Consider the following 18,933-nt stretch of genomic DNA (forward strand, 5'->3'; position numbering starts at 1 on the left):
TATGTGATGACTATGGTACTCATAAACAGGCATGGCAAGTCATAACAGTAGCCCGGAGACTGCCGATTCGTCGACGGGCCCGAGCCGTCGACTCTTCGTGAAGGCGGCCGCCGCCGGGGTGCCGATCGCGTTCGCCGGGTGCCTCGGTGGCGGTGGCGATGGGAATGGAAACGGAAACGGCATCGGCAACGGGAACGGCAATCAGACAGGACCCGACGCCGAGGAGGGCGACCCGGTCGAGGGCGGGGAACTCCTCTGGGGTGGCAGCGTTCCCGTCCAGAGTCTCGATCCGCACTTCGAGAGCGCAGCGGCGAGCGCACGCGTCCTCGAGAACATCACGCAGGGGCTGGTGCGAGTGAACTGGGACTACGAACTCGAGCCGCTGCTGGCCGAGGACTGGGAGAGTTCGGACGACAACCTCGAGTTGACGTTCACTATCCGCCAGGGGGTCCAGTTCCACGACGGCACCGAACTGACCGCTGACGACGTGCTCGCCTCCTTTACCCGGATCGAGGAGAACGAGGGACTGGCCGCGGATTACATGGCGCTGGTCGACTCGATGGAGGCGCCGGATGACCACACGTTCGTCATGCAACTCAGCGAGCCGTTCGCACCGATGCTCTCGCGGATGGCGACCTCGCACATGCACGTCCTCACAGCCGAGCAAGCCGAACAGGACTCGATCAGCGAACCAATTGGGAGCGGTCCGTTCCAGTTCGAGAGCATGGAACTCGACTCCGAGTTCGTGATGACGACGTTCGACGACTACTGGGACGACGAACTCCCCTACCTCGACAGGGTCACCAAGTCCGAGATTTCGGACGACGACAACCGCCTCAACACGTTCGAAGCCGGCGAGGTCGACTTCATCAATGACGTCCCCCCGCGACACGCCGAGTCCCTCGAGGGCGACTCGAGCGTCGACTTCATCAGCCGGTTCCCGAAGTCGCTCGTCTACCTGGGCGTCAACTGTACGGAGGAGCCGTTCGACAGCCGGGACGCTCGACTGGCCCTCGAGTACGCCATCGACAAGAACGAAGTCATGGAGGCGGCGCTGTACGGCCAGGGGCAGGTCGCGACCAGTCCCGCCGCGCCGGGGAGCGAGTGGGAACACCCGGACCTGGAGCCGCGGCCGCAGGACTACGAACTCGCCCAGGAGCACCTCGACGCCGCCGGGTACTCGGACGGGTTCGAAGCGACGTTCCAAATCCCGGAGCAGTACAACGACCAGGTGACTGCCGCGCAGGTCATCGAATCCCAGGCGGCCGAGGTCGGCATCGACCTCAACATTCAGCTCATCACCTGGAGCAACTGGCTCAGCGACGTCTACACCGACCGGAACTTCCAGGCGACGACGAGTTCGTACCTGGCGCTGTGGTTCCCGGACGCCGGCTTCCACCGACCGCTCCACTCTGAGGGGGCGTTCTTCTTCACCGGCTGGGAGGACGAGGAGTACGACGACCTCATCGACGAGGCACGCCAGCTCTACGAGATCGAAGAGCGCGCGCCGCTGTACCACGAGGCCGCCGAGATCCTGCAGGAGCGCCGGTCGGGCCACATTCTGCTGTACTGGATGCCAACGTTGATGGCCCGTCAACCCAACTACAAGGGCGAGGTCATGTCGCCCGACGGCTCGACCTTCAGATTCGAAAACACCTGGATGGAGTAATCCGTGAGTTCACGTGCTCACTACGACCAATCCCACGCGACACAGATCACTCGCATAGATGGCGTTCGTTAGCTACCTGGCCAAGCGCCTCGGGTTCATGGCGATCACGCTGTTCCTCGTGTCGCTCATCACCTTCGGCCTCACGAACATCCTGCCCGGGAACGTGGCGCTGTTGATCCTCGGTCCGAACGCGAACGACGCATCGATTGCCCAGCTTGAGGCGCAGCTCGGGCTCGATCAGCCGCTGTATTTGCAGTACGTCGACTGGGTCGTCGGCTTGCTCCAGGGAAACATGGGCACGTCGCTCCGGTACGGGACGCCGGTCGTCGACCTGATTGGCGTCCGACTGCCACGGTCGCTGCTGCTCGCCATCTCCGCGACGATCGTGTCGGTGACCCTCTCGATCCCACTTGGCGTCATCGCCGCGGTCAAGAAGAACACCCCGACGGACCTGACGGCGTCGATGCTCGCGTTCGTGGGCCTCTCGCTCCCCATCTTCCTGTGGGGGCTGGTGTTCATCTACGTGTTCGCGCTCACCCTGGGCGGCTTCCCGACCCGCGGGTACGTCTCGCCGATGGAAGATCCCGTGGCGGCGGCTCACCACCTCGCGCTTCCCGCGAGCGCGATGGGCGTCGCACTGACGGCCTACATCATGCGCATGACTCGCTCGAGCATGATCGACGAGCTGAGCGAGGACTACGTCGAATTCGCCCGGTCGAAGGGGCTCAGCGAGCGGGCGGTCGTGGTTCGTCACGCGCTGAAAAACGCTGCGATTCCCGTCATCACGGTCATCGCGTTCCAGTTCAGCTACGCCTTCGGGGGCGTCGTCGTCCTCGAGCAGGTGTTCTCCTGGCCGGGCATCGGCCAGTTGACGCTGACGGCCATCGAGAACCGCGACATCCCCCTCTTGCAGGGGTGCATCATCGTGATCGCACTGATCTACATGGTCTCGAACTTCCTCGCGGACACGTTCTACGCGTACGTCGATCCGCGAATCCGCTACGGAGGGTCCGAGTAATGTCGACCGAACGCTTCCGGCTGACCGACGAGAAGAAGGCCCACTACGGCCGATTCGCCCGCCAGTTCCGCCGGAACCAGAAGGCGATGATCGGGTTGCTCATCGTCATCGCGCTCTTCGCGACGGCGATACTCGCGCCGTTCGTCGTTCCCCACGATCCGGAGGCGACGAACGTCCAGGACCGCGAAATCGCGCCGTCGCTCGAGCACCCGATGGGAACCGACGACCTCGGCCGCGACATCTTCAGTCGCGTGATAATGGGGGCCAGGATCTCGCTGTACGTCGGGTTCACCTCGATCAGCGCGGCGATGGTCATGGGGACGACCATCGGCGTCGTCGCCGGCTACTACCAGGGGCTGATCGACGAGGGGCTCATGCGCGGCATGGACGCGATGATGTCGTTCCCGCCGATCCTGCTGGCGCTGACCATCGTCGCCGTCCTCGAGCCGAGTCTCAACAACGTGATCCTTGCGCTCGCGTTCGTCTATACGCCGTTCATCGCCAGGGTCGCCCGCAGCGCGGCGCTGTCGGTGCGCAACGAATCGTTCGTCGAAGCCGCCGTCGCCCGCGGGGAGAGCGACGGCTACATCATCTTCCGGGAGGTGCTGCCCAACTGCGTCGGCCCGTTGCTCGTCCAGGGGTCGATCAACGTCGCGTTCACCATGCTGCTCGAGGCGAGCCTCTCGTTCCTCGGGCTGGGCGTCCAGCCGCCGACCCCCTCGTGGGGCCTGATGATCAACCAGGGCTGGTCGTTCATGGGCGACGCGCCGTGGCTCGTGTTCTTCCCGGCGGGAGCGATCGCCGTCGCCGTCATCGGGTTCAACCTGCTGGGTGACGGCCTTCGCGACGTCCTCGATCCCAAGGGGGAGATCATCGAATGACCTCGAGACAGACCACCGACACCACGCCGACGACAGACGCCGACGGTATCGCCAGCGACTCGCTCCTCGCCGTCGAGGACCTCCGCACGCAGTTCCGGACCGAGGACGGAGTCGTTACCGCAGTCGACGACGTCTCGTTCGACCTCGAGCGCGGCGAGGTGATGGGCATCGTCGGCGAGTCGGGGGCGGGAAAGAGCGTGACGGCGAAGTCGATCATGCGCCTGATCCGCTATCCGGGAGAAATCGTCTCCGGGTCGGTCACCTTCGACGGGACGGACCTTCTCACGCTCACCGAGAAGGAGATGCGCAGCGTCCGCGGGAACAGGATCACGCTGATCCCGCAGGATCCGATGACCTCGCTCAACCCCGTCCTCACCGTGGGCCAGCAGATCGTCGAGACCATCCGGCTCCACCAGGACGTCGGTGAGAGCGAGGCGCGCGAAATCGCCATCGAGGCGATGGAGGAAGTCGAGATTCCGGACCCGGCGTCGCGCATCGACGAGTACCCCCACGAGTTCTCCGGGGGGATGCGCCAGCGAGTGCTGATCGCCATCGGACTGGCCTGCGAGCCGGACCTGATCATCGCCGACGAGCCAACGACGGCACTCGACGTGACGACCCAGGCGAAGATCCTGGACCTGCTGAACGACCTCCGCGAGGAGCGCGGCGTCTCAATCCTGATGATCACCCACAATCTGGGCGTCGTCGCCCAGACCTGCGACCGCGTCGGCGTCATGTACGCCGGCAACCTCGTCGAGACGGGCCGCGTCGACGACATCTTCGAGCAGCCGAGACACCCCTACACGCGCACGCTCATCGACGCGATTCCGGCGGTCGACTCGGACCGGAACCGACTCTACGCACTCGGTGGATCGATGCCGGACCTGAAGAATTTGCCCGACGGCTGTAACTTCGCCGACCGGTGTCCACACGCCGTCGAGGCGTGCCGTTCCGGCCGTGACCCGCCGCTCGAGCCGGTCGCTGGTGCCCCGCCGGGCGCCCAGGCGGCGTGCATTCGAACCGACGAACTCGACCTCTCGGAGCCGGCCGTCGAGGAGGGCGTCGAGCGTCGCCAGCGCGAGCCGCGAACGGATACGGAGCCGTTGCTCGAGGTTCGCGACCTGCAGAAGCACTTCTCGGCGGGGGACGGATTCTTCGGGAATCTCTCGCTGGCCCGAACCGAGAGCGGCGGGCTGACGCTCGAGCGCCGCTACGTCGAGGCGGTCGATGGCGTGAGCTTCACGATCGACCGCGGCGAGACGGTCGGTCTGGTCGGCGAGAGCGGCTGTGGCAAGTCGACGGTCGCCCGGACCGTGATGCAACTGCTCGAGCCCACCGGTGGCGAGGTCTACTTCGACGGCCACCCATTGCACGAACTCGGGAAGAAGGACATTCGGAGCCTCCGCAAGGAGATGCAGATCATCTTCCAAGACCCCAAGAGTTCGCTCAACCCGCGCAAGACGGTCGCCCAGATCATCGGCCGGGGGATGGCGAAACACGGCATCGCGACGGGGGACGATAAGCGCGACCGGATCGAGGAGTTGCTCGAGCGCGTCGGGCTCTCGGCGAGCGACGCCGACAAGTATCCTCACCAGTTCTCGGGCGGCCAGCAACAGCGAATCGCCATCGCGAACGCGCTCGCAGTCGAACCCGACCTCATCGTCTGTGACGAACCCGTCTCCGCGCTGGACGTGAGCGTCCAGGCACAGATCCTCAACCTGCTCGACGACATCCAGGACGAGTTCGGTCTCTCGTACCTGTTCATCTCCCACAACATCAGCGTCGTCCAGCACCTCTGTGACCGCGTGGCGGTGATGTACCTCGGGAAGATCGCCGAGTTCGGCACCGTCGAGGAGGTGTTCGAGCCGCCGTATCACCCCTACACGGAGAGCCTGCTGTCGGCGGTCCCACACGCGAATCCGAACCGGGAGACCGAGCGTATCCTGCTCGAGGGGACGGTTCCGAGCCCGATCGATCCGCCGACCGGCTGTCCGTTCCACACGCGCTGTCCGAAGAAGATCGGCGAGGTGTGCGAAACGGACGAGCCGCTCCCCGAGCCGGTCACCGCGGAGAGCGATCACCGGATCGCCTGCCACCTCTCGGTCGAGGAGATGAGCCACCCGGTACACGGCTGGTCACCCGCACCGTCGGAGACGGACTAACCGTGACGTTCTCGATCTGTGCGACCGTCGACGGTCGCCATGGCGTCGCGGTCGCGACGAAGGCCATCGCCGTCGGATCGACCGCACCGTTCGTCTGCCGGCGAGGCGCCGTCTGCACGCAGGCGACGACCAGCACGCCTCTCGGAGTGCGGGCGGTCCGGGCCCTCGAGGTAGGAACGACCATCAAGGACGCCGTCGAGTCCCAGCTCGCGGACGACACACACGCTGCCGTTCGGCAGGTTCACGGCATCGACGCTGGCGGCGACACGGTCGCGGTGACCGGTTCGGAGTGCGTACCCGTCGCCGATGACCTCGAGGGGGAGGGATACACCGTCGCAGGCAACATGCTCGAATCGGCGGACGTACTGGCGGTTATGGCCGACACCTTCGAATCCTCGAGCGGGAGTCCACTAGACCGGCGACTCCTGGACGCCCTCCGGGCGGGCGAGGACGCCGGGGGCGACAAACGCGGCGAACACGTCCAGAGCACTGCCCTGTGCGTATTCGACCCCGACGAACCCCGTCTCGCTCACGATCTCCGGGTCGACGAGCACGACGACGCAGTCGCAGAACTCGAGCGGATTCACCACCTGGCGACGACCGTGGGAAAGGAGTGGAAAGAAGCGTATCCTCGAGCAGACGTACAACGATATCCCGAACGCATCTCTCAGTAGACAACTATACTCTAAAAATATATGTTAGTTGTTAACTATATTCGAACTGAAGAAGCCATGTTACGGGTATGCCCCCGTAATTTACCAATATAGGCGGATTCGATCTTTTCACCCCGCCTCATAGCCTATTTCTAAATAGCCACCTATTGTTGTCGTGTATGGGCATTAGAACGCCGTATTGAGCAATATTCAAGTTTTGATGGGTTTTGAGAGAAACATCTAAGAAATAAGGTACTTTAGACTATAAGTAATTAAAATTGTACGACTAGCAGCTAGACAATTCACCGCCCAGCGGCGCTCAGACAGCTGGAGAAAACGAAGCGAAGCGGACGGGTTCAGAACGTCGCGACGACCTCGTGGATGCAGCCGTCGGGCTTGTAGTGGGTGAAGTGATCCGGAACGTAGTCGACGTTGTGGTCGGTGTAGTTCCACGGCGGTGTGCCATCGATCGTCGTCGCACCAATCGCGGTCCCCATCTCGGCAGTGCCGTAGGCCCAGTCGAGCACGGCGTCGTCGTTCATCCAGAAGTTGTCGAGGCGGCCGGTCGCGTTTGCGATTGCGGAGCCGTAACTCCCCTCGAGCGACGGTGCGTCGTCGTCGGCGGCGCCACCCAGGAGCGTCACGCTCTCGAGGAGGTCGTGGTACCCCCACGACGAGAGCGCGTCGACCGCACTGAGGGCGACTCGGGCGCCGAGGGAGTGCGAACACAGCCGGACCGTCACGTCGGGATTCTGGGCGCGGTAATCGACCAGGAAGCTCGCGAGTTTGGCTCCGTTTCGTTCGGCAATTTCCGTTGCGTTGTACCAGCCGTAGTCGGCGTCCCAGGTGTAGCCGACGACCGGGTGGTCGTAGCCCTCGAGGTCGAACGTGTTCGCGGCGGTGCTGGTCGAGCAGACGCCGCCCTCGCGGTCGTTGTTCCAGCCGTGGGCGTGGATCAGGAGTTCCCCACTCGCCGGCCGGCCGAGTCCAGGGATTGGATCGCCCGCGAGGTCGTAGTTCGTCTCGGTGTTTCCGTCGGTGACGTAGACGCTCCCGTACCAGTTCGTGTCGAAGTGGCCTCGAGTGCTCACGCGCGGGAAGTCCATCGGCGGGTCCTCGCAGGAATCGCTTTTCCCCGCCTGGACGGACGACGTCGCCGCGCCAAGCGTGCCAATACCGACGGCAGAGACGCCGAGACCGCGGAGGATAGTTCGTCGCGAAACAGGTCGATCGGTCGTGCCATCGTCACTCGTGCGTCGTGGTGGCATAGGTCGTGCTTCAATGCACCTGAATATTAATGTTATTGTGAGTGTCCAAGTAGAATAACATTCGGGACAACGTGCGAGCCGTTTATTCTATCTGTTCGCCTGAATGAGTGTATTTCAGATACGGCCAAAGATATCCGTAACCCTCTACTCGAGCGACAGTGGTCGCGTTCATCGACAGTCAGTGACGTGCCTGCACCGACCGGTCGTCGAACCCACGGACTTTATACTACCTGGGTGTGTAGACGGGGGTAGCGAAACCCGCGGGCAAGTGCGTTCGCGCGACGTGGACACGGCCTCGCCGTGTTCGACGTCCGGAATCGATCCCGAACGCATAGCGGGACCCCGACCGACGCGACACCGTGGCGGTCTTTCGTACCCGGGAGTCCGCGGACCGTTTCGACGAGCGCGCACACCGCGCTCAGTGTATACAACCATGGAAATCGAAATTGCAACCATCGGCGGTTACGAAGAAGTTGGACGGCAGATGACTGCCGTTCGCGCAGGAAACGATGTCGTCATCTTCGACATGGGTCTGAACCTCTCGCAGGTTCTCATCCACGACAACGTCGAAACCGAACGCATGCACAGCCTCGATCTGATCGACATGGGCGCCATCCCTGACGATCGGATCATGAGCGATCTCGAGGGCGACGTCCAGGCGATCGTCCCGACCCACGGCCACCTCGACCACATCGGCGCGATCTCGAAACTCGCCCACCGCTACGACGCCCCAGTCGTCGCGACGCCGTTCACGATCGAACTGGTCAAACAGCAGATCGAGAGCGAGCAGAAGTTCGGCGTCGAGAACGACCTGGTCAAGATGGACCCCGGCGAGTCGATGACCATCGGCGACCACGGGTGTGAACTCGAGTTCGTCAACGTCACCCACTCGATCATCGACGCGATCAACCCGGTCTTGCACACGCCCGAGGGCGCCATCGTCTACGGCCTGGACAAGCGTATGGACCACACGCCCGTCATCGGCGACCCCATCGACATGAAGCGCTTCCGCGAGATCGGGCGCGAGGGCGAGGGCGTCCTGTGTTACATCGAAGACTGCACCAACGCGAACAAGAAGGGGCGAACCCCCTCCGAGAACGTCGCCCGCGAGCACCTGCGCGATGTCCTCTACAGCATCGAGGACTACGACGGCGGCATCGTCGCCACCACGTTCTCCTCACACATCGCTCGCGTGAAGAGCCTCGTCGAGTTCGCCGACGACATCGGCCGTCAGCCCGTCCTGCTCGGACGCTCGATGGAGAAGTACTCCGGCACCGCGGAACGACTCGACTTCATCGACTTCCCGTCGGACCTCGGAATGTTCGGCCACCGGAAGTCCGTCGACCGGACGTTCAAGCGAATCATGAACGAGGGCAAGGAGAACTTCCTGCCAGTCGTGACGGGCCACCAGGGCGAACCCCGCGCGATGCTCACGCGAATGGCTCGCGGCGAGACCCCCTACGAACTGGACGACGGCGACAAAGTCGTCTTCTCCGCTCGCGTCATCCCCGAACCGACCAACGAGGGCCAGCGCTACCAGGCCGAGAAGCTTCTGGGCATGCAGGGCGCGCGCATCTACGACGACATCCACGTTTCCGGCCACCTCAACCAGGAGGGTCACTACGCGATGCTCGACGCGCTCCAGCCCCAGCACATCGTCCCGGCTCACCAGGACCTCAAGGGACTTTCCGGCTACGTCAAGCTCTGTGAAGGCGAGGGCTACCATATGGGCCGTGACGTCCACGTCTCGCGCAACGGCAACCTGATCCAGCTTGTCGACTGATATGACATCACCCGAGGCACGCGAGAAAGCGGTGCTCGAGGCCGTCGGCGAGCGACGCGAACTCGTCAACGAGGCCATCCCCGAAGAGCTACCGATCACGCGGCCGGAACGTCTCTACGAGGCGTCCCGATACCTGCTCGACGCTGGCGGCAAGCGGCTTCGGCCGACGGTCCTGCTGGCCACCGGGGAAGCGCTCACCGACGTCGAGCCGCTGTCGACGCCCTACCGGGAGTTCCCGACGGTCGAGGGACCGTCGACCGTCGACCTCATGGCCGCCGCGGTCAGCGTCGAGGTCATCCAGTCGTTCACGCTCATTCACGACGACATCATGGACGACGACGACCTCCGCCGTGGCGTTCCCGCCGTCCACAAGGCCTACGACCTCGAGACGGCGATTCTCGCGGGCGACACGCTGTACTCGAAGGCCTTCGAGATCATGCTCGAGACGGGCGCCGAATCCGATCGAACGGTGCAGGCGCTCGACGTCCTCGCGAACACCTGCACGCAGATCTGTGAAGGACAGTCACTCGACGTGAGCTTCGAATCGCGCGAGGACGTCACGCCCGAAGAGTACCTCGAGATGGTCGAGCAGAAGACCGCCGTCCTCTACGCAGCCTCGGCGGCGCTCCCGGCAATCTTGCTGGGGGCCGACCAGGACACCGTCGACGCACTCTACGGCTACGGACTCGACGTCGGGCGTGCCTTCCAGATCCAGGACGACGTGCTCGACCTGACCGTCCCCAGCGAAAAGCTCGGCAAGCAACGCGGGAGCGACCTCGTCGAGAACAAGCAGACGCTCATCACGGTTCACGCCCGCGAGCAGGGCGTCGACGTCGAGTCGCTGGTCGACACCACCGACGTCGACGCCGTTACCGAGGCCGAGATCGACGACGCCGTCGCCACGCTCGAGGACTCCGGGTCGATCTCCTACGCGAACGACAAGGCGCGCGACCTCGTCGACCGCGGGAAGAACCGCCTCGAGGTGCTCCCCGACAACGAGGCTCGCGAATTGCTCCTCCAGGTCGCCGATTATCTGATCGAGCGCGGTTACTGAACCGGTCGGTTGGGTAGTCCCTCGGCGATTTTTCGCTGCTCGAGTTGATCGACGACTCAGCACTCGAGTTGGCCGACGACTCACGGCTCGAAATGGAACGGAGGTTTTTGCCCGTGTTGTCGCTACGAAGGGTATGGACAACTCGAACGGTTCGCTCTCTCGCCGCCGTCTGCTAGGCGGTGTCGGGGCGGCGGGGCTGGCCGGCCTCGCCGGCTGTCTCGGCTCGTTTCTCGGCAGTTCCAGTCAGAACATTCGACCAACCGAACCATCCGACCCGCCACAGGGCACGCCCGAAGAATTCTACTACGTCCTCGAGAACGGTATCCAGGACTACGACATCACCGTCGAAGCACTCTACGAGAACGACGGCGACCTCATCCTCGAGTATCAGTCGACTGTCGGCGACGACCTCGAGGGCGATTCGAACTCGTCGGACGACGAATCCGCCAACGAGTCAGACGACCCGCCAGCGACCAGCGTCGACCACGACCTCTACCAGACCACCCTCGACGAGATGGGTGTCGTCGTCCAGGCGTACAACCAGACCGTCGTCGCGAACGGCGACAGCGACTACGGCATGCTCGTCGGCGACATCGTCAACCCGCTCGAGGGGCAGGCCTACGGCTGGGGCGTCAAAAACGAGTGGCTCGAGGCCCACAACGAGGGCGAGATGCAGCAGATGGCGCTGTGGATGAACATCCAGCAGATGATGGTGTACGAGGAGGATGTTGCCGAGGCGTCGAACGTCTCCGAGGACTAATCAGCGCGTTCGAAGATTAGAGCGTTCGAGGACTGATCGATGCCTCCGAGGACTGGTCGACACGCTCGAGCACGAACTCGGGCGCACACCGCGGCTGTTTTGAACGCGCGGGCGAAACTGTTCGCCAACATGGACGAGGAGTTACGAGGCCGCGTCGAGCGCGAGGCCGAGAAACACGCACTGCTGAACGCGGTCAAACACGGGAGCGAGGCCAACGTCGGCGCCGTCATGGGGCCGCTGATGGGCGACAACCCCGACTTTCGCGAACACGCCGACGACGTCCCCGGCGTCGTCGGTGGCGTCGTGTCTCGAGTCAACGGCTTCGACCCCGACGAGCGCCGCGCCAGACTCGAGGAACTGGCACCTGAGGAACTGGCCGAACTCGAGGCCGAGGACGAAGAAGACGACACGGTCCTGCCTGATCTCCCGAACGCCGACGAGTACGACGAGATCCGGATGCGCTGTGCGCCGAATCCCAACGGCCCCTGGCACATCGGCCACGCGCGGATGCCCGCCGTCATCGGGACCTACAAGGAGCGCTACGACGGCTGGTTCTGCGTTCGCTTCGACGACACCGATCCGGAGACGAAGCGGCCGAACCTCGAGGCCTACGACTGGATCCTCGAGGACATCGATTACCTGGGGTTCGACCCAGACGCGGTCTACCGCGCGAGCGACCGGGTCGAGAGCTACTACGACCACGCTCGAGTGCTCATCGAGATGGGCGGTGCCTACACCTGTTCGTGTCCAGGCGACGAGTTTAGCGACCTGAAGAACAGCGGCGAACCGTGTCCCCACCGCGACAAGGACCCGGAGACGGTCCTCGAGGAGTTCGAGGACATGGTCGCAGGCAAGTACGGAAGCGGCGAGATGGTCCTCCGGGTCAAGACGGACATCGAACACAAGAACCCCGCCCTTCGGGACTGGGTCGCCTTCCGGATGGTCGACACGCCCCACCCGCGTGAACGGGCCGCCGACTACCGGTGCTGGCCGATGCTCGACTTCCAGTCCGGCGTCGACGACCACCGCATCGGCATCACCCACATCATCCGGGGAATCGACCTCCAGGACTCCGCGAAGCGCCAGCGGTTCCTCTACGAGTACTTCGACTGGACGTACCCCGAGGTCGTCCACTGGGGCCACGTCCAGGTTGACGCCTACGACGTGAAGATGAGTACCTCCCGAATCGGAGAGTTGATCGAGGCCGGTCACCTCGACGGCTGGGACGACCCGCGGGCGCCAACCATCCAGAGCCTCCGGCGCCGCGGGATACGCGGCGAAGCGATCACCGACGCCATGATCCAGCTCGGCACCTCGACGAGCGACGTCGACCTCGCGATGAGTTCCATCTACGCGGCCAATCGAGACCTGATCGACGAGGAGACCGACCGGCGGTTCTTCGTTCGCGAGGGCGCCGAAGTCGGGCTAGCCGGGAGTCCACCGGACGAAGCGACGCCGCCGCTCCACCCGAACCACGAGGATCGCGGCGTGCGCCACATCCCCGTCGGCGACGCCGTCGTCCTCGAGCAGGACGACTTCCCCCAGCGAAAGGAGCGCATCTGGCTGAAGGGACTCGGCTGTTTCCAGTACACCCGGGATGTCCTGCAGTACACGGGCGACTCCATCGATGTGGTCCGCGAGGGTGACGTCGACGTGATCCACTGGGCACCGGCGGCCGAGAGCGTCCCGCTCACGCTGCGAACGAAGGACGGCGACGTCGAGGGACGAGCCGAACCCGAGGTCGGGGACCTTTCTCCCGACGACCTCGTCCAGTTCGAGCGGGTGGGCTTCGCCCGGATCGACGAGGTCGACGACGAGGTCGTTGCCTACTACGCCCACCCGTAATCGGCGTCAACGTCTCGAGCGACCCGCTTTCGGTCGAAGCACCTCACTCCTCGAGCAGGTCCGGCCCGCTGTCTGGAAACGGATCGGCGACGACACCGTCTTGGCGACCCAGCACGCGGGCGTGGGCCGCGCACACGACGCGGTTTTCGGCCCACGGGATGTGTAACTCCACGGCGGCGTCCCGGTCGCAGCCGTCCTCGCTACAGCGCATTATGCCGACTCTGGGCGGTCCAGTGACACAATCGTTTCGGTGGTCGGCGATGCGGCACGCAGTCGAGGCGGTCAGAAGACGAACACGGCGAGGAGAAATCCGACGAGGATCGCACTCGTCAGCAGGAACTGGACCGCCGTCGACGCGAGCGTTCCAGCGGTGGCGTAGCCGGCCGCCCGGAGGCTGTTCTCCAGGTCGCGGTTCCCGACGAACTCGAGGGCGAAGACGGTGCCGAAGAGGCCGACCAGGAAGCCGAGCGGCCCGGTTACGATCATCAGTGCGATGCCGACGGCGGCAGCGAGCGCGGTCGTTTGCCAGGAAGCGCCACCGGCGCGGGCGGCGACCGACCCGGCGAAGAACTCCGCGAACAGCGTGGCCAGGCCGAGCGCGGTCAACGCGACGAACGGGACGACGCCGGGTTCGGTGTACCCGGTGTGCCACCAGTAGAGGAAGAGTCCGGCCAGTGAGAGCCCACCCCCGGGAACGAGCGGGACGACGGTGCCGGCGATGCCGCCGACCAGGAGGACGACCGCGAGCACAGTGAGGGCGTCGACCATGGCTCGATAGTCGTTCGGCAGGGGGAAAGACGTATTGCCTGCCGTGTAACGGATTTCCCGATTTCGCGGCTCGAGCGCTCGGTCTGGCTGACGTGGCCACCGTTTTGTACGATACGGTTGTCTCTCCCGACATGGCACGACTCGTCCGCCACGACGCGACCGGCCCACGAAAGCTCGATGAAGACGACATCGATCCCGAGAAAGGAAACGTCGCGATCTGTCAGTGTGGACTCGCGGAGACGTACCCGTTCTGTGACGGGACCCACCGGACGACGCGAGACGAACGAACCGACGAACTCTACGTGTACGAGACGGACGAGGACGGCGATCGGTCGCGGCGCGTCGTCGAGGACGTTGTTTGCAGCGACGAGTGACGGTGGCCGGGTATCGTCGAAGGATAGGGTCGACCGGGTATCGTCGAGGGGAAGGGCCCACGACCGGCCGACGGTACACTCGACGATCAGCGAGAGCGTCAACTGATCGTTCGTCTCGGTCCAGTATTATAAGACAGTCGTACCGAACGAAAGGATTTACAGACGGACGCAAATAGTTCAATAGCAATGGAATCGAGTCCGGGTGCGGACAGCGAACTCCGCACGAGGGTCCATCAGCAGGAAGTCGTCGCCGAATTTGGCCAGCAGGCGCTCGAGACCGACGACCTCGATGGGTTGCTGCACGACGCCTCGGTCGCCGTCGCGGAGACGCTCGAGACCGAGTACTGTAAGGTGCTCGAATTGCTCCCCGGCGGCGACGAGGTCCTCCTCCGGCAGGGGGTCGGCTGGCAAGACGGACTCGTCGGAACCGCGACGGCGCCGACCGACTTGGACTCGCAAGCGGGCTATACGCTCCTCTCCGAAGAGCCAATCGTCGTCGACGAGCTGCGGACCGAAGACCGCTTCTCCGGGCCCGACCTGCTGGTCGATCACGACGTCGTCAGCGGGGTCAGCGTCATCATCGGCTCGCTCGAGGACCCGTGGGGCGTACTGGGCACGCACACGACGGAACGCCGAGCGTTCACCGAATACGACGTGAATTTCGTCCAGAGCATCGCGAACATACTCGCCTCCGCTATCGAAACCAGGCGAGCGGAGCGATCCGTCGAGGCGGAAAAGGAGGTCAAAGAACAGATCGTCGAGACCAGCCCCGTCGGAATCGTGGTATTCGACGCGAAGGGCGACCTGCAGTTCGCGAACGAACACGCCGAGGACATCCTCGGACGCGACCGCGAAGAGATCGAGTCGGTCGCGTACGACGATCCGCGCTGGAGGCTGACCGATGCCGATGGAAACCCCCTCTCCGGAGAAGAAACACCGTTCATGCGGGTAATCGAAACCGGTGAGCCGATCTTCGACATGGAGATTGGCCTGGGCCGTCCCGACGGCGAGCGCATCTGGGTGACGGTGAACGGCGCCCCGCTGGACGCCGATGGCGACGGCAGCGACGCGACCGGCGCCGTTCTCGCGCTTACCGATGTCACCGACCAGAAGCGCCTCGAGAGCGAATTCGAGGAGATGCTCGGGCGGGTTACCGACGCGTTCTACGCCGTCGACGACGAGTTCCGGTTCACGCACGTCAACGAGCGCGCCGCGGAACTGCTCCAGCGACCGAGAGCGGAGTTACTCGGGGAGAAACTCTGGGAGATGTTCCCCGAAGCGGCGGAGGTGGACGAGGTCTGGGACGCATTTCACACGGCGCTGAACGACCAGGTGCCGACCAGCTACGACCTGTACTTCGACCCGCTCAACTTCTGGGTGGAAGCGAACCTCTACCCCTCCGAAACGGGCGTCTCTGTCTATTTCCGCGACATCACCGAGAGTAAACAGTACGAACTGGAACTCGAGCGATACCGGGCGCTGACGGAGGCGGCCAACGACGTCATCGTGACAATCGACGCGGAGAGCACGATCCGATCGGTGAACCCCGCTGTGGAGGACGTCTTCGGCTACGAACCCGACGAACTGGTCGGTGAGTCGCTTACGACGCTCATGCGCGACGACCTCGCGGCTCGTCATCGGGCGGGACTACAGCAGTATCTCGAGACCAGCGAGCGAACCCTCGACTGGGACTACGTCGAGATTCCGGGCCAGCGTGCCGACGGCTCGGCGGTGTCGCTGTCGATCACGTTCAGCGAAATCGTCTACGAGAACGACCGCTACTTCACCGGCGTTATCCGGGACATCACGGACCGGAAAAAACGGGAACGACAACTCGAACGAGCGAACGAGCGGCTAACACAGTCGAACAAACGTCTCGAGCAGTTCGCCCACGCGGCCAGCCACGACCTCCAGGAGCCCCTTCGGATGGTCTCGAGTTACCTCCAGTTGATCGAACAGCGCTACGAAGACGACCTCGACGCAAACGGGACGGACTACCTCGAGTTTGCCGTCGAGGGTGCCGACCGGATGCGGGCGATGATCGAGGGATTGCTCGAGTACTCCCGTATCGAGACGGGAGGAAAGCCGCTCGAGCCGACCGATCTCGACGCCGTCTTCGAGGACGTACTCGACGATCTCGAGGGACAGATCGAACGGAGCAACGCCACCATCACGTCTGATTCACTTCCCCAGGTCCGAGGAGACCGTACGCAACTCCGCCAACTGTTCCAGAACCTCCTGGACAACGCGATGACCTACAGCGGCGACGAACCGCCACAGATACACGTCTCGGCCGAACGAGACGGGAGGGAGTGGGTCGTGTCCGTCTGCGACGAAGGGATCGGACTGGACCCGGCACACGACAGTCGAGTTTTCGAGGTCTTCCAGCGGCTCCACAGCCGCGAGGAGTACTCGGGGTCCGGTATCGGCCTGGCGCTCTGTAAGCGCATCGTCGAGCGTCACGGCGGCGACATCTGGGTCGATGCCGAACCCGGAGAAGGGGCGACGTTCTCGGTTACGCTCCCGGCCCCTGAGACGTGAGCGCTTTCTGCCGTCCACTGCCAGACGTCGGTACGGCCGGTGGAAGCATCGATTGTTGGTCAGTGACCGCTCGAGTCAACACGACTATACCCTCTACGCCGAATGCACGCCCATGTCCACGACTCGAGGGGCGATCGTCGTCGGCGCCTCCTCCGGTATCGGAGAAGCGCTCGCCCGCGAACTCGCCGCGGAAGGGTACGAACTCGGCCTCGCGGCGAGGCGAACCGAACGGCTGTCGTCGATCGGCGAATCCCTGCCGACGAGCGCCTACGTCGCGACGATGGACGTCACCGACGTCAAGGACGCCAGGGCCGGCTTCGACCAGTTGATCGAGGCCATGCCCCCGGTCGACCTCGTCGTCCTCAGCGCCGGCGTCGGTGGCCCTAATCACGGTCTCGAGTGGGACCACGAACGGGAGACGATCGACGTCAACGTCCGGGGATTCACCGCGCTGGCGACAGCGGCGATGGAGCACTTCGAGAGCCGCCAGGCGTTCGAGAGCGAGCGCGACGGCCACCTCGTTGGCATCTCGTCGGTAGCCTCCCGGTTCGGGAACCCCAGTTCGCCTGCCTACAACGCTTCGAAGGCCTTCGTCTCGACGTACCTCGAGGGACTCCGGTATCGGCAATCGAAACGGTCGGCCGACGTGACGATCACGACAGTCGAACCCGGGTTCGTCGACACCGACCTCATGCTCGCAGACGACCCGTTCTGGGTCAGTTCGCCGGAGACGGCGGCCGCACAGATCGCTCGAGCGATCCGTCGGGAACGCTCGCACGTCTACGTCACCCGGCGCTGGCGGCTGGTCGCGTGGCTGTTCGAGGCGTTGCCCGAGCCGGTAGTTCGGCGAATAATGACCTGAATCTGCGTCGAAGCGCGAGGCTACTTGCTCGAGAGGAAAGCCAGTTAAAGGTCACTCGAGAGCGAAATCGAAATCAGAACCGGACGCAACTCACTCGAGACCGAGCACCGCAGGCCGCTCGAGTTCGAGGTCGTACTCGCCGATTGCCTCGGCCTTGACGGTCGGCCAGTCGTCGTCGGTACCGTTTCCAGTTCCGGCGTCCGTCAGCGTCTCGAAACCATTGTCCGAGACCAGGACGGTGTCCTCGCTCTTGGCACCCTGGACGGTCGGATTCCAGGCATAAGCCATCGGCGCGGTCACGGGCGCCTCGTGGTCTGGCGTCGCGATCCACTCGCGGCCTGCGAAGCCGGCGGCGCCCCCCTGGTGGTGGCGTTCCCACTCGCCAGCGTGGCCGAGGGCGTCGTAGGCTGCCCGAATCTCGGCGAAGACGTCGGCGGCGGTGCCGCCCGCCGCGGCAGCGTCCCGGGTCGCGGCCAGCGCCGTCGTCTCGACCCGGGCGGCGTGACGGTGGCGCTCTTCGAGCCACTCCGGCGGGTCGAAGGCGACGGCGCGGGTGCAACTGGCGTGCAGGCCGTGGCGCTGGGTGGTCACCGAGACGAGCGCGTAGTCGCCGAACTCGGCAGATTTGGGGGTGTAGTGGCGGTATTTCTGCGCGCGCTCAGAGCCACCCACGAGGACGACCGGGGCCTCGATGTTGCGGGCGGCGAGCGAAACCGTGAGCGCCGCGGTGACCTCGTCTTCCGTGTCGTCGGGCTGGAGCTCCCGGCAGACGGCCTCGACGGCCGCCGCCGTCTCCCGGCCGAGGTCGCGGTAACGCTCGCGGTCGGTCGCCGTCAAGGGCTGGCGAACCCTTGCGGGGTCGAAGCGCTCGAGGCCGGGGACGTCGACGTCCGCGGCTGCTTGGCCCTCCACGCGTTCGGCAATCGCCTCGACGAGCGAGCGTTCGTACCAGGGGAACGATTCCCGGGTTACCGATACACCTGCGGCCTCGAGGTCGAGCAGTTCTTCCTCGTAGAGACGGTCGATCTCGATGATGTCGGCCAGCAGCGTCACCTCGTCGCCGTCGTAGCCGAGGGCTCCGACGCCGAGGTCGCCCTCGCGGTCGACGACCGAACTACCGCCGCTCAGCCACGCGAACGAGTTCGGGCGGGCGAACCAGACCGACGCCAGGTCCTTCGCCTCGAGAAGTGCGTCCAGTCGCTCGAGTTTTTCCATGCCGGTGGGTCGGGTGGCGGGTTCTTGAATCCGACGAAGGGCGCGTCTCGGTGTCGCTGACGCGCCGCGTCGATGACGTT

At 64.4% G+C, this 18,933-nt stretch carries 16 protein-coding genes; 12 read left to right on the forward strand and 4 right to left on the reverse strand.

From position 1 onward, the window contains the following. Window positions 1-31 precede the first annotated feature (31 nt). Genes ACFQS4_RS12735 through ACFQS4_RS12755 form a run of 5 tightly spaced genes read left to right on the forward strand, consistent with a single transcriptional unit; the run spans window position 32 to window position 6,404 of the window. On the forward strand, window positions 32-1,669 hold the full coding sequence (locus ACFQS4_RS12735) for an ABC transporter substrate-binding protein (RefSeq protein WP_497901865.1): 1,638 nt from the start codon (window positions 32-34) through the stop codon (window positions 1,667-1,669). A gap of 58 nt (window positions 1,670-1,727) precedes the next feature. Continuing rightward, complete coding sequence (locus tag ACFQS4_RS12740) at window positions 1,728-2,687, forward strand: ABC transporter permease (RefSeq protein ID WP_497901866.1); 960 nt, start codon at window positions 1,728-1,730, stop codon at window positions 2,685-2,687. Then, window positions 2,687-3,568, forward strand: a complete 882-nt coding sequence (locus ACFQS4_RS12745) for an ABC transporter permease (RefSeq protein ID WP_497901867.1) — start codon at window positions 2,687-2,689, stop codon at window positions 3,566-3,568. The genes ACFQS4_RS12740 and ACFQS4_RS12745 overlap by 1 nt, the downstream gene beginning before the upstream one ends. Next, entirely contained in the window at window positions 3,565-5,730 is a 2,166-nt protein-coding gene (locus tag ACFQS4_RS12750) for a dipeptide ABC transporter ATP-binding protein (RefSeq protein WP_497901868.1), read from the forward strand. The genes ACFQS4_RS12745 and ACFQS4_RS12750 overlap by 4 nt, the downstream gene beginning before the upstream one ends. A gap of 2 nt (window positions 5,731-5,732) precedes the next feature. Then, window positions 5,733-6,404 (forward strand): DUF1028 domain-containing protein, encoded by a 672-nt coding sequence (locus ACFQS4_RS12755; protein WP_497901869.1) that lies wholly within the window; start codon window positions 5,733-5,735, stop codon window positions 6,402-6,404. 335 nt (window positions 6,405-6,739) lie between these two features. Here the strand turns inward: ACFQS4_RS12755 and ACFQS4_RS12760 are convergent, their stop codons facing one another. Beyond that, window positions 6,740-7,651, reverse strand: a complete 912-nt coding sequence (locus ACFQS4_RS12760; RefSeq protein WP_497901870.1) for a DUF726 domain-containing protein — start codon at window positions 7,649-7,651, stop codon at window positions 6,740-6,742. 433 nt (window positions 7,652-8,084) lie between these two features. On the opposite strand from ACFQS4_RS12760, the gene ACFQS4_RS12765 reads away from it, so the two are divergent. From ACFQS4_RS12765 to ACFQS4_RS12780, 4 genes are all read left to right on the forward strand, one after another. Then, a complete protein-coding gene (locus ACFQS4_RS12765) occupies window positions 8,085-9,434 on the forward strand; it encodes a ribonuclease J (protein WP_254156682.1) in 1,350 nt (449 codons plus the stop codon). Window position 9,435: 1 nt separating this feature from the next. After that, complete coding sequence (gene idsA3 / locus ACFQS4_RS12770) at window positions 9,436-10,488, forward strand: geranylfarnesyl diphosphate synthase (RefSeq protein ID WP_497901871.1); 1,053 nt, start codon at window positions 9,436-9,438, stop codon at window positions 10,486-10,488. A gap of 133 nt (window positions 10,489-10,621) precedes the next feature. Then, window positions 10,622-11,248 (forward strand): DUF8159 domain-containing protein, encoded by a 627-nt coding sequence (locus ACFQS4_RS12775; RefSeq protein ID WP_497901872.1) that lies wholly within the window; start codon window positions 10,622-10,624, stop codon window positions 11,246-11,248. A gap of 129 nt (window positions 11,249-11,377) precedes the next feature. Continuing rightward, window positions 11,378-13,093, forward strand: coding sequence for a glutamate--tRNA ligase (locus ACFQS4_RS12780; protein ID WP_497903196.1), 1,716 nt, complete (start codon window positions 11,378-11,380; stop codon window positions 13,091-13,093). Between the two features lie 43 nt (window positions 13,094-13,136). Here ACFQS4_RS12780 and ACFQS4_RS12785 read toward each other — a convergent pair whose 3' ends face one another. Both ACFQS4_RS12785 and ACFQS4_RS12790 read right to left on the reverse strand, forming a co-directional pair. Next, window positions 13,137-13,304, reverse strand: coding sequence for a DUF8014 family protein (locus ACFQS4_RS12785; RefSeq protein WP_497901873.1), 168 nt, complete (start codon window positions 13,302-13,304; stop codon window positions 13,137-13,139). A 71-nt stretch (window positions 13,305-13,375) separates the two neighbouring features. Further along, window positions 13,376-13,861, reverse strand: a complete 486-nt coding sequence (locus ACFQS4_RS12790; protein ID WP_497901874.1) for a DUF456 domain-containing protein — start codon at window positions 13,859-13,861, stop codon at window positions 13,376-13,378. 131 nt (window positions 13,862-13,992) lie between these two features. Between ACFQS4_RS12790 and ACFQS4_RS12795 the strand changes: the two genes are divergently transcribed. The 3 genes from ACFQS4_RS12795 (at window position 13,993) to ACFQS4_RS12805 (ending at window position 17,638) form a co-directional block, all read left to right on the forward strand. Further along, the gene (locus ACFQS4_RS12795) at window positions 13,993-14,235 is read left to right on the forward strand and encodes a CDGSH iron-sulfur domain-containing protein (protein WP_497901875.1); all 243 of its coding nucleotides are present in this window, start codon (window positions 13,993-13,995) and stop codon (window positions 14,233-14,235) included. A gap of 186 nt (window positions 14,236-14,421) precedes the next feature. After that, window positions 14,422-16,776 carry a PAS domain S-box protein gene (locus tag ACFQS4_RS12800; RefSeq protein ID WP_497901876.1) on the forward strand — a complete coding sequence of 785 codons (2,355 nt, stop codon included), beginning with the start codon at window positions 14,422-14,424 and terminating at the stop codon, window positions 16,774-16,776. 112 nt (window positions 16,777-16,888) lie between these two features. Continuing rightward, window positions 16,889-17,638, forward strand: coding sequence for an SDR family NAD(P)-dependent oxidoreductase (locus tag ACFQS4_RS12805; RefSeq protein WP_497901877.1), 750 nt, complete (start codon window positions 16,889-16,891; stop codon window positions 17,636-17,638). 90 nt (window positions 17,639-17,728) lie between these two features. Here ACFQS4_RS12805 and ACFQS4_RS12810 read toward each other — a convergent pair whose 3' ends face one another. Beyond that, on the reverse strand, window positions 17,729-18,853 hold the full coding sequence (locus ACFQS4_RS12810) for a M24 family metallopeptidase (protein WP_497901878.1): 1,125 nt from the start codon (window positions 18,851-18,853) through the stop codon (window positions 17,729-17,731). Window positions 18,854-18,933: the final 80 nt, after the last annotated feature.

The sequence above is a fragment of the Saliphagus sp. GCM10025317 genome (genome assembly GCF_042663665.1).
In the GTDB taxonomy this organism is placed as follows: Archaea; Halobacteriota; Halobacteria; order Halobacteriales; family Natrialbaceae; genus Natronosalvus.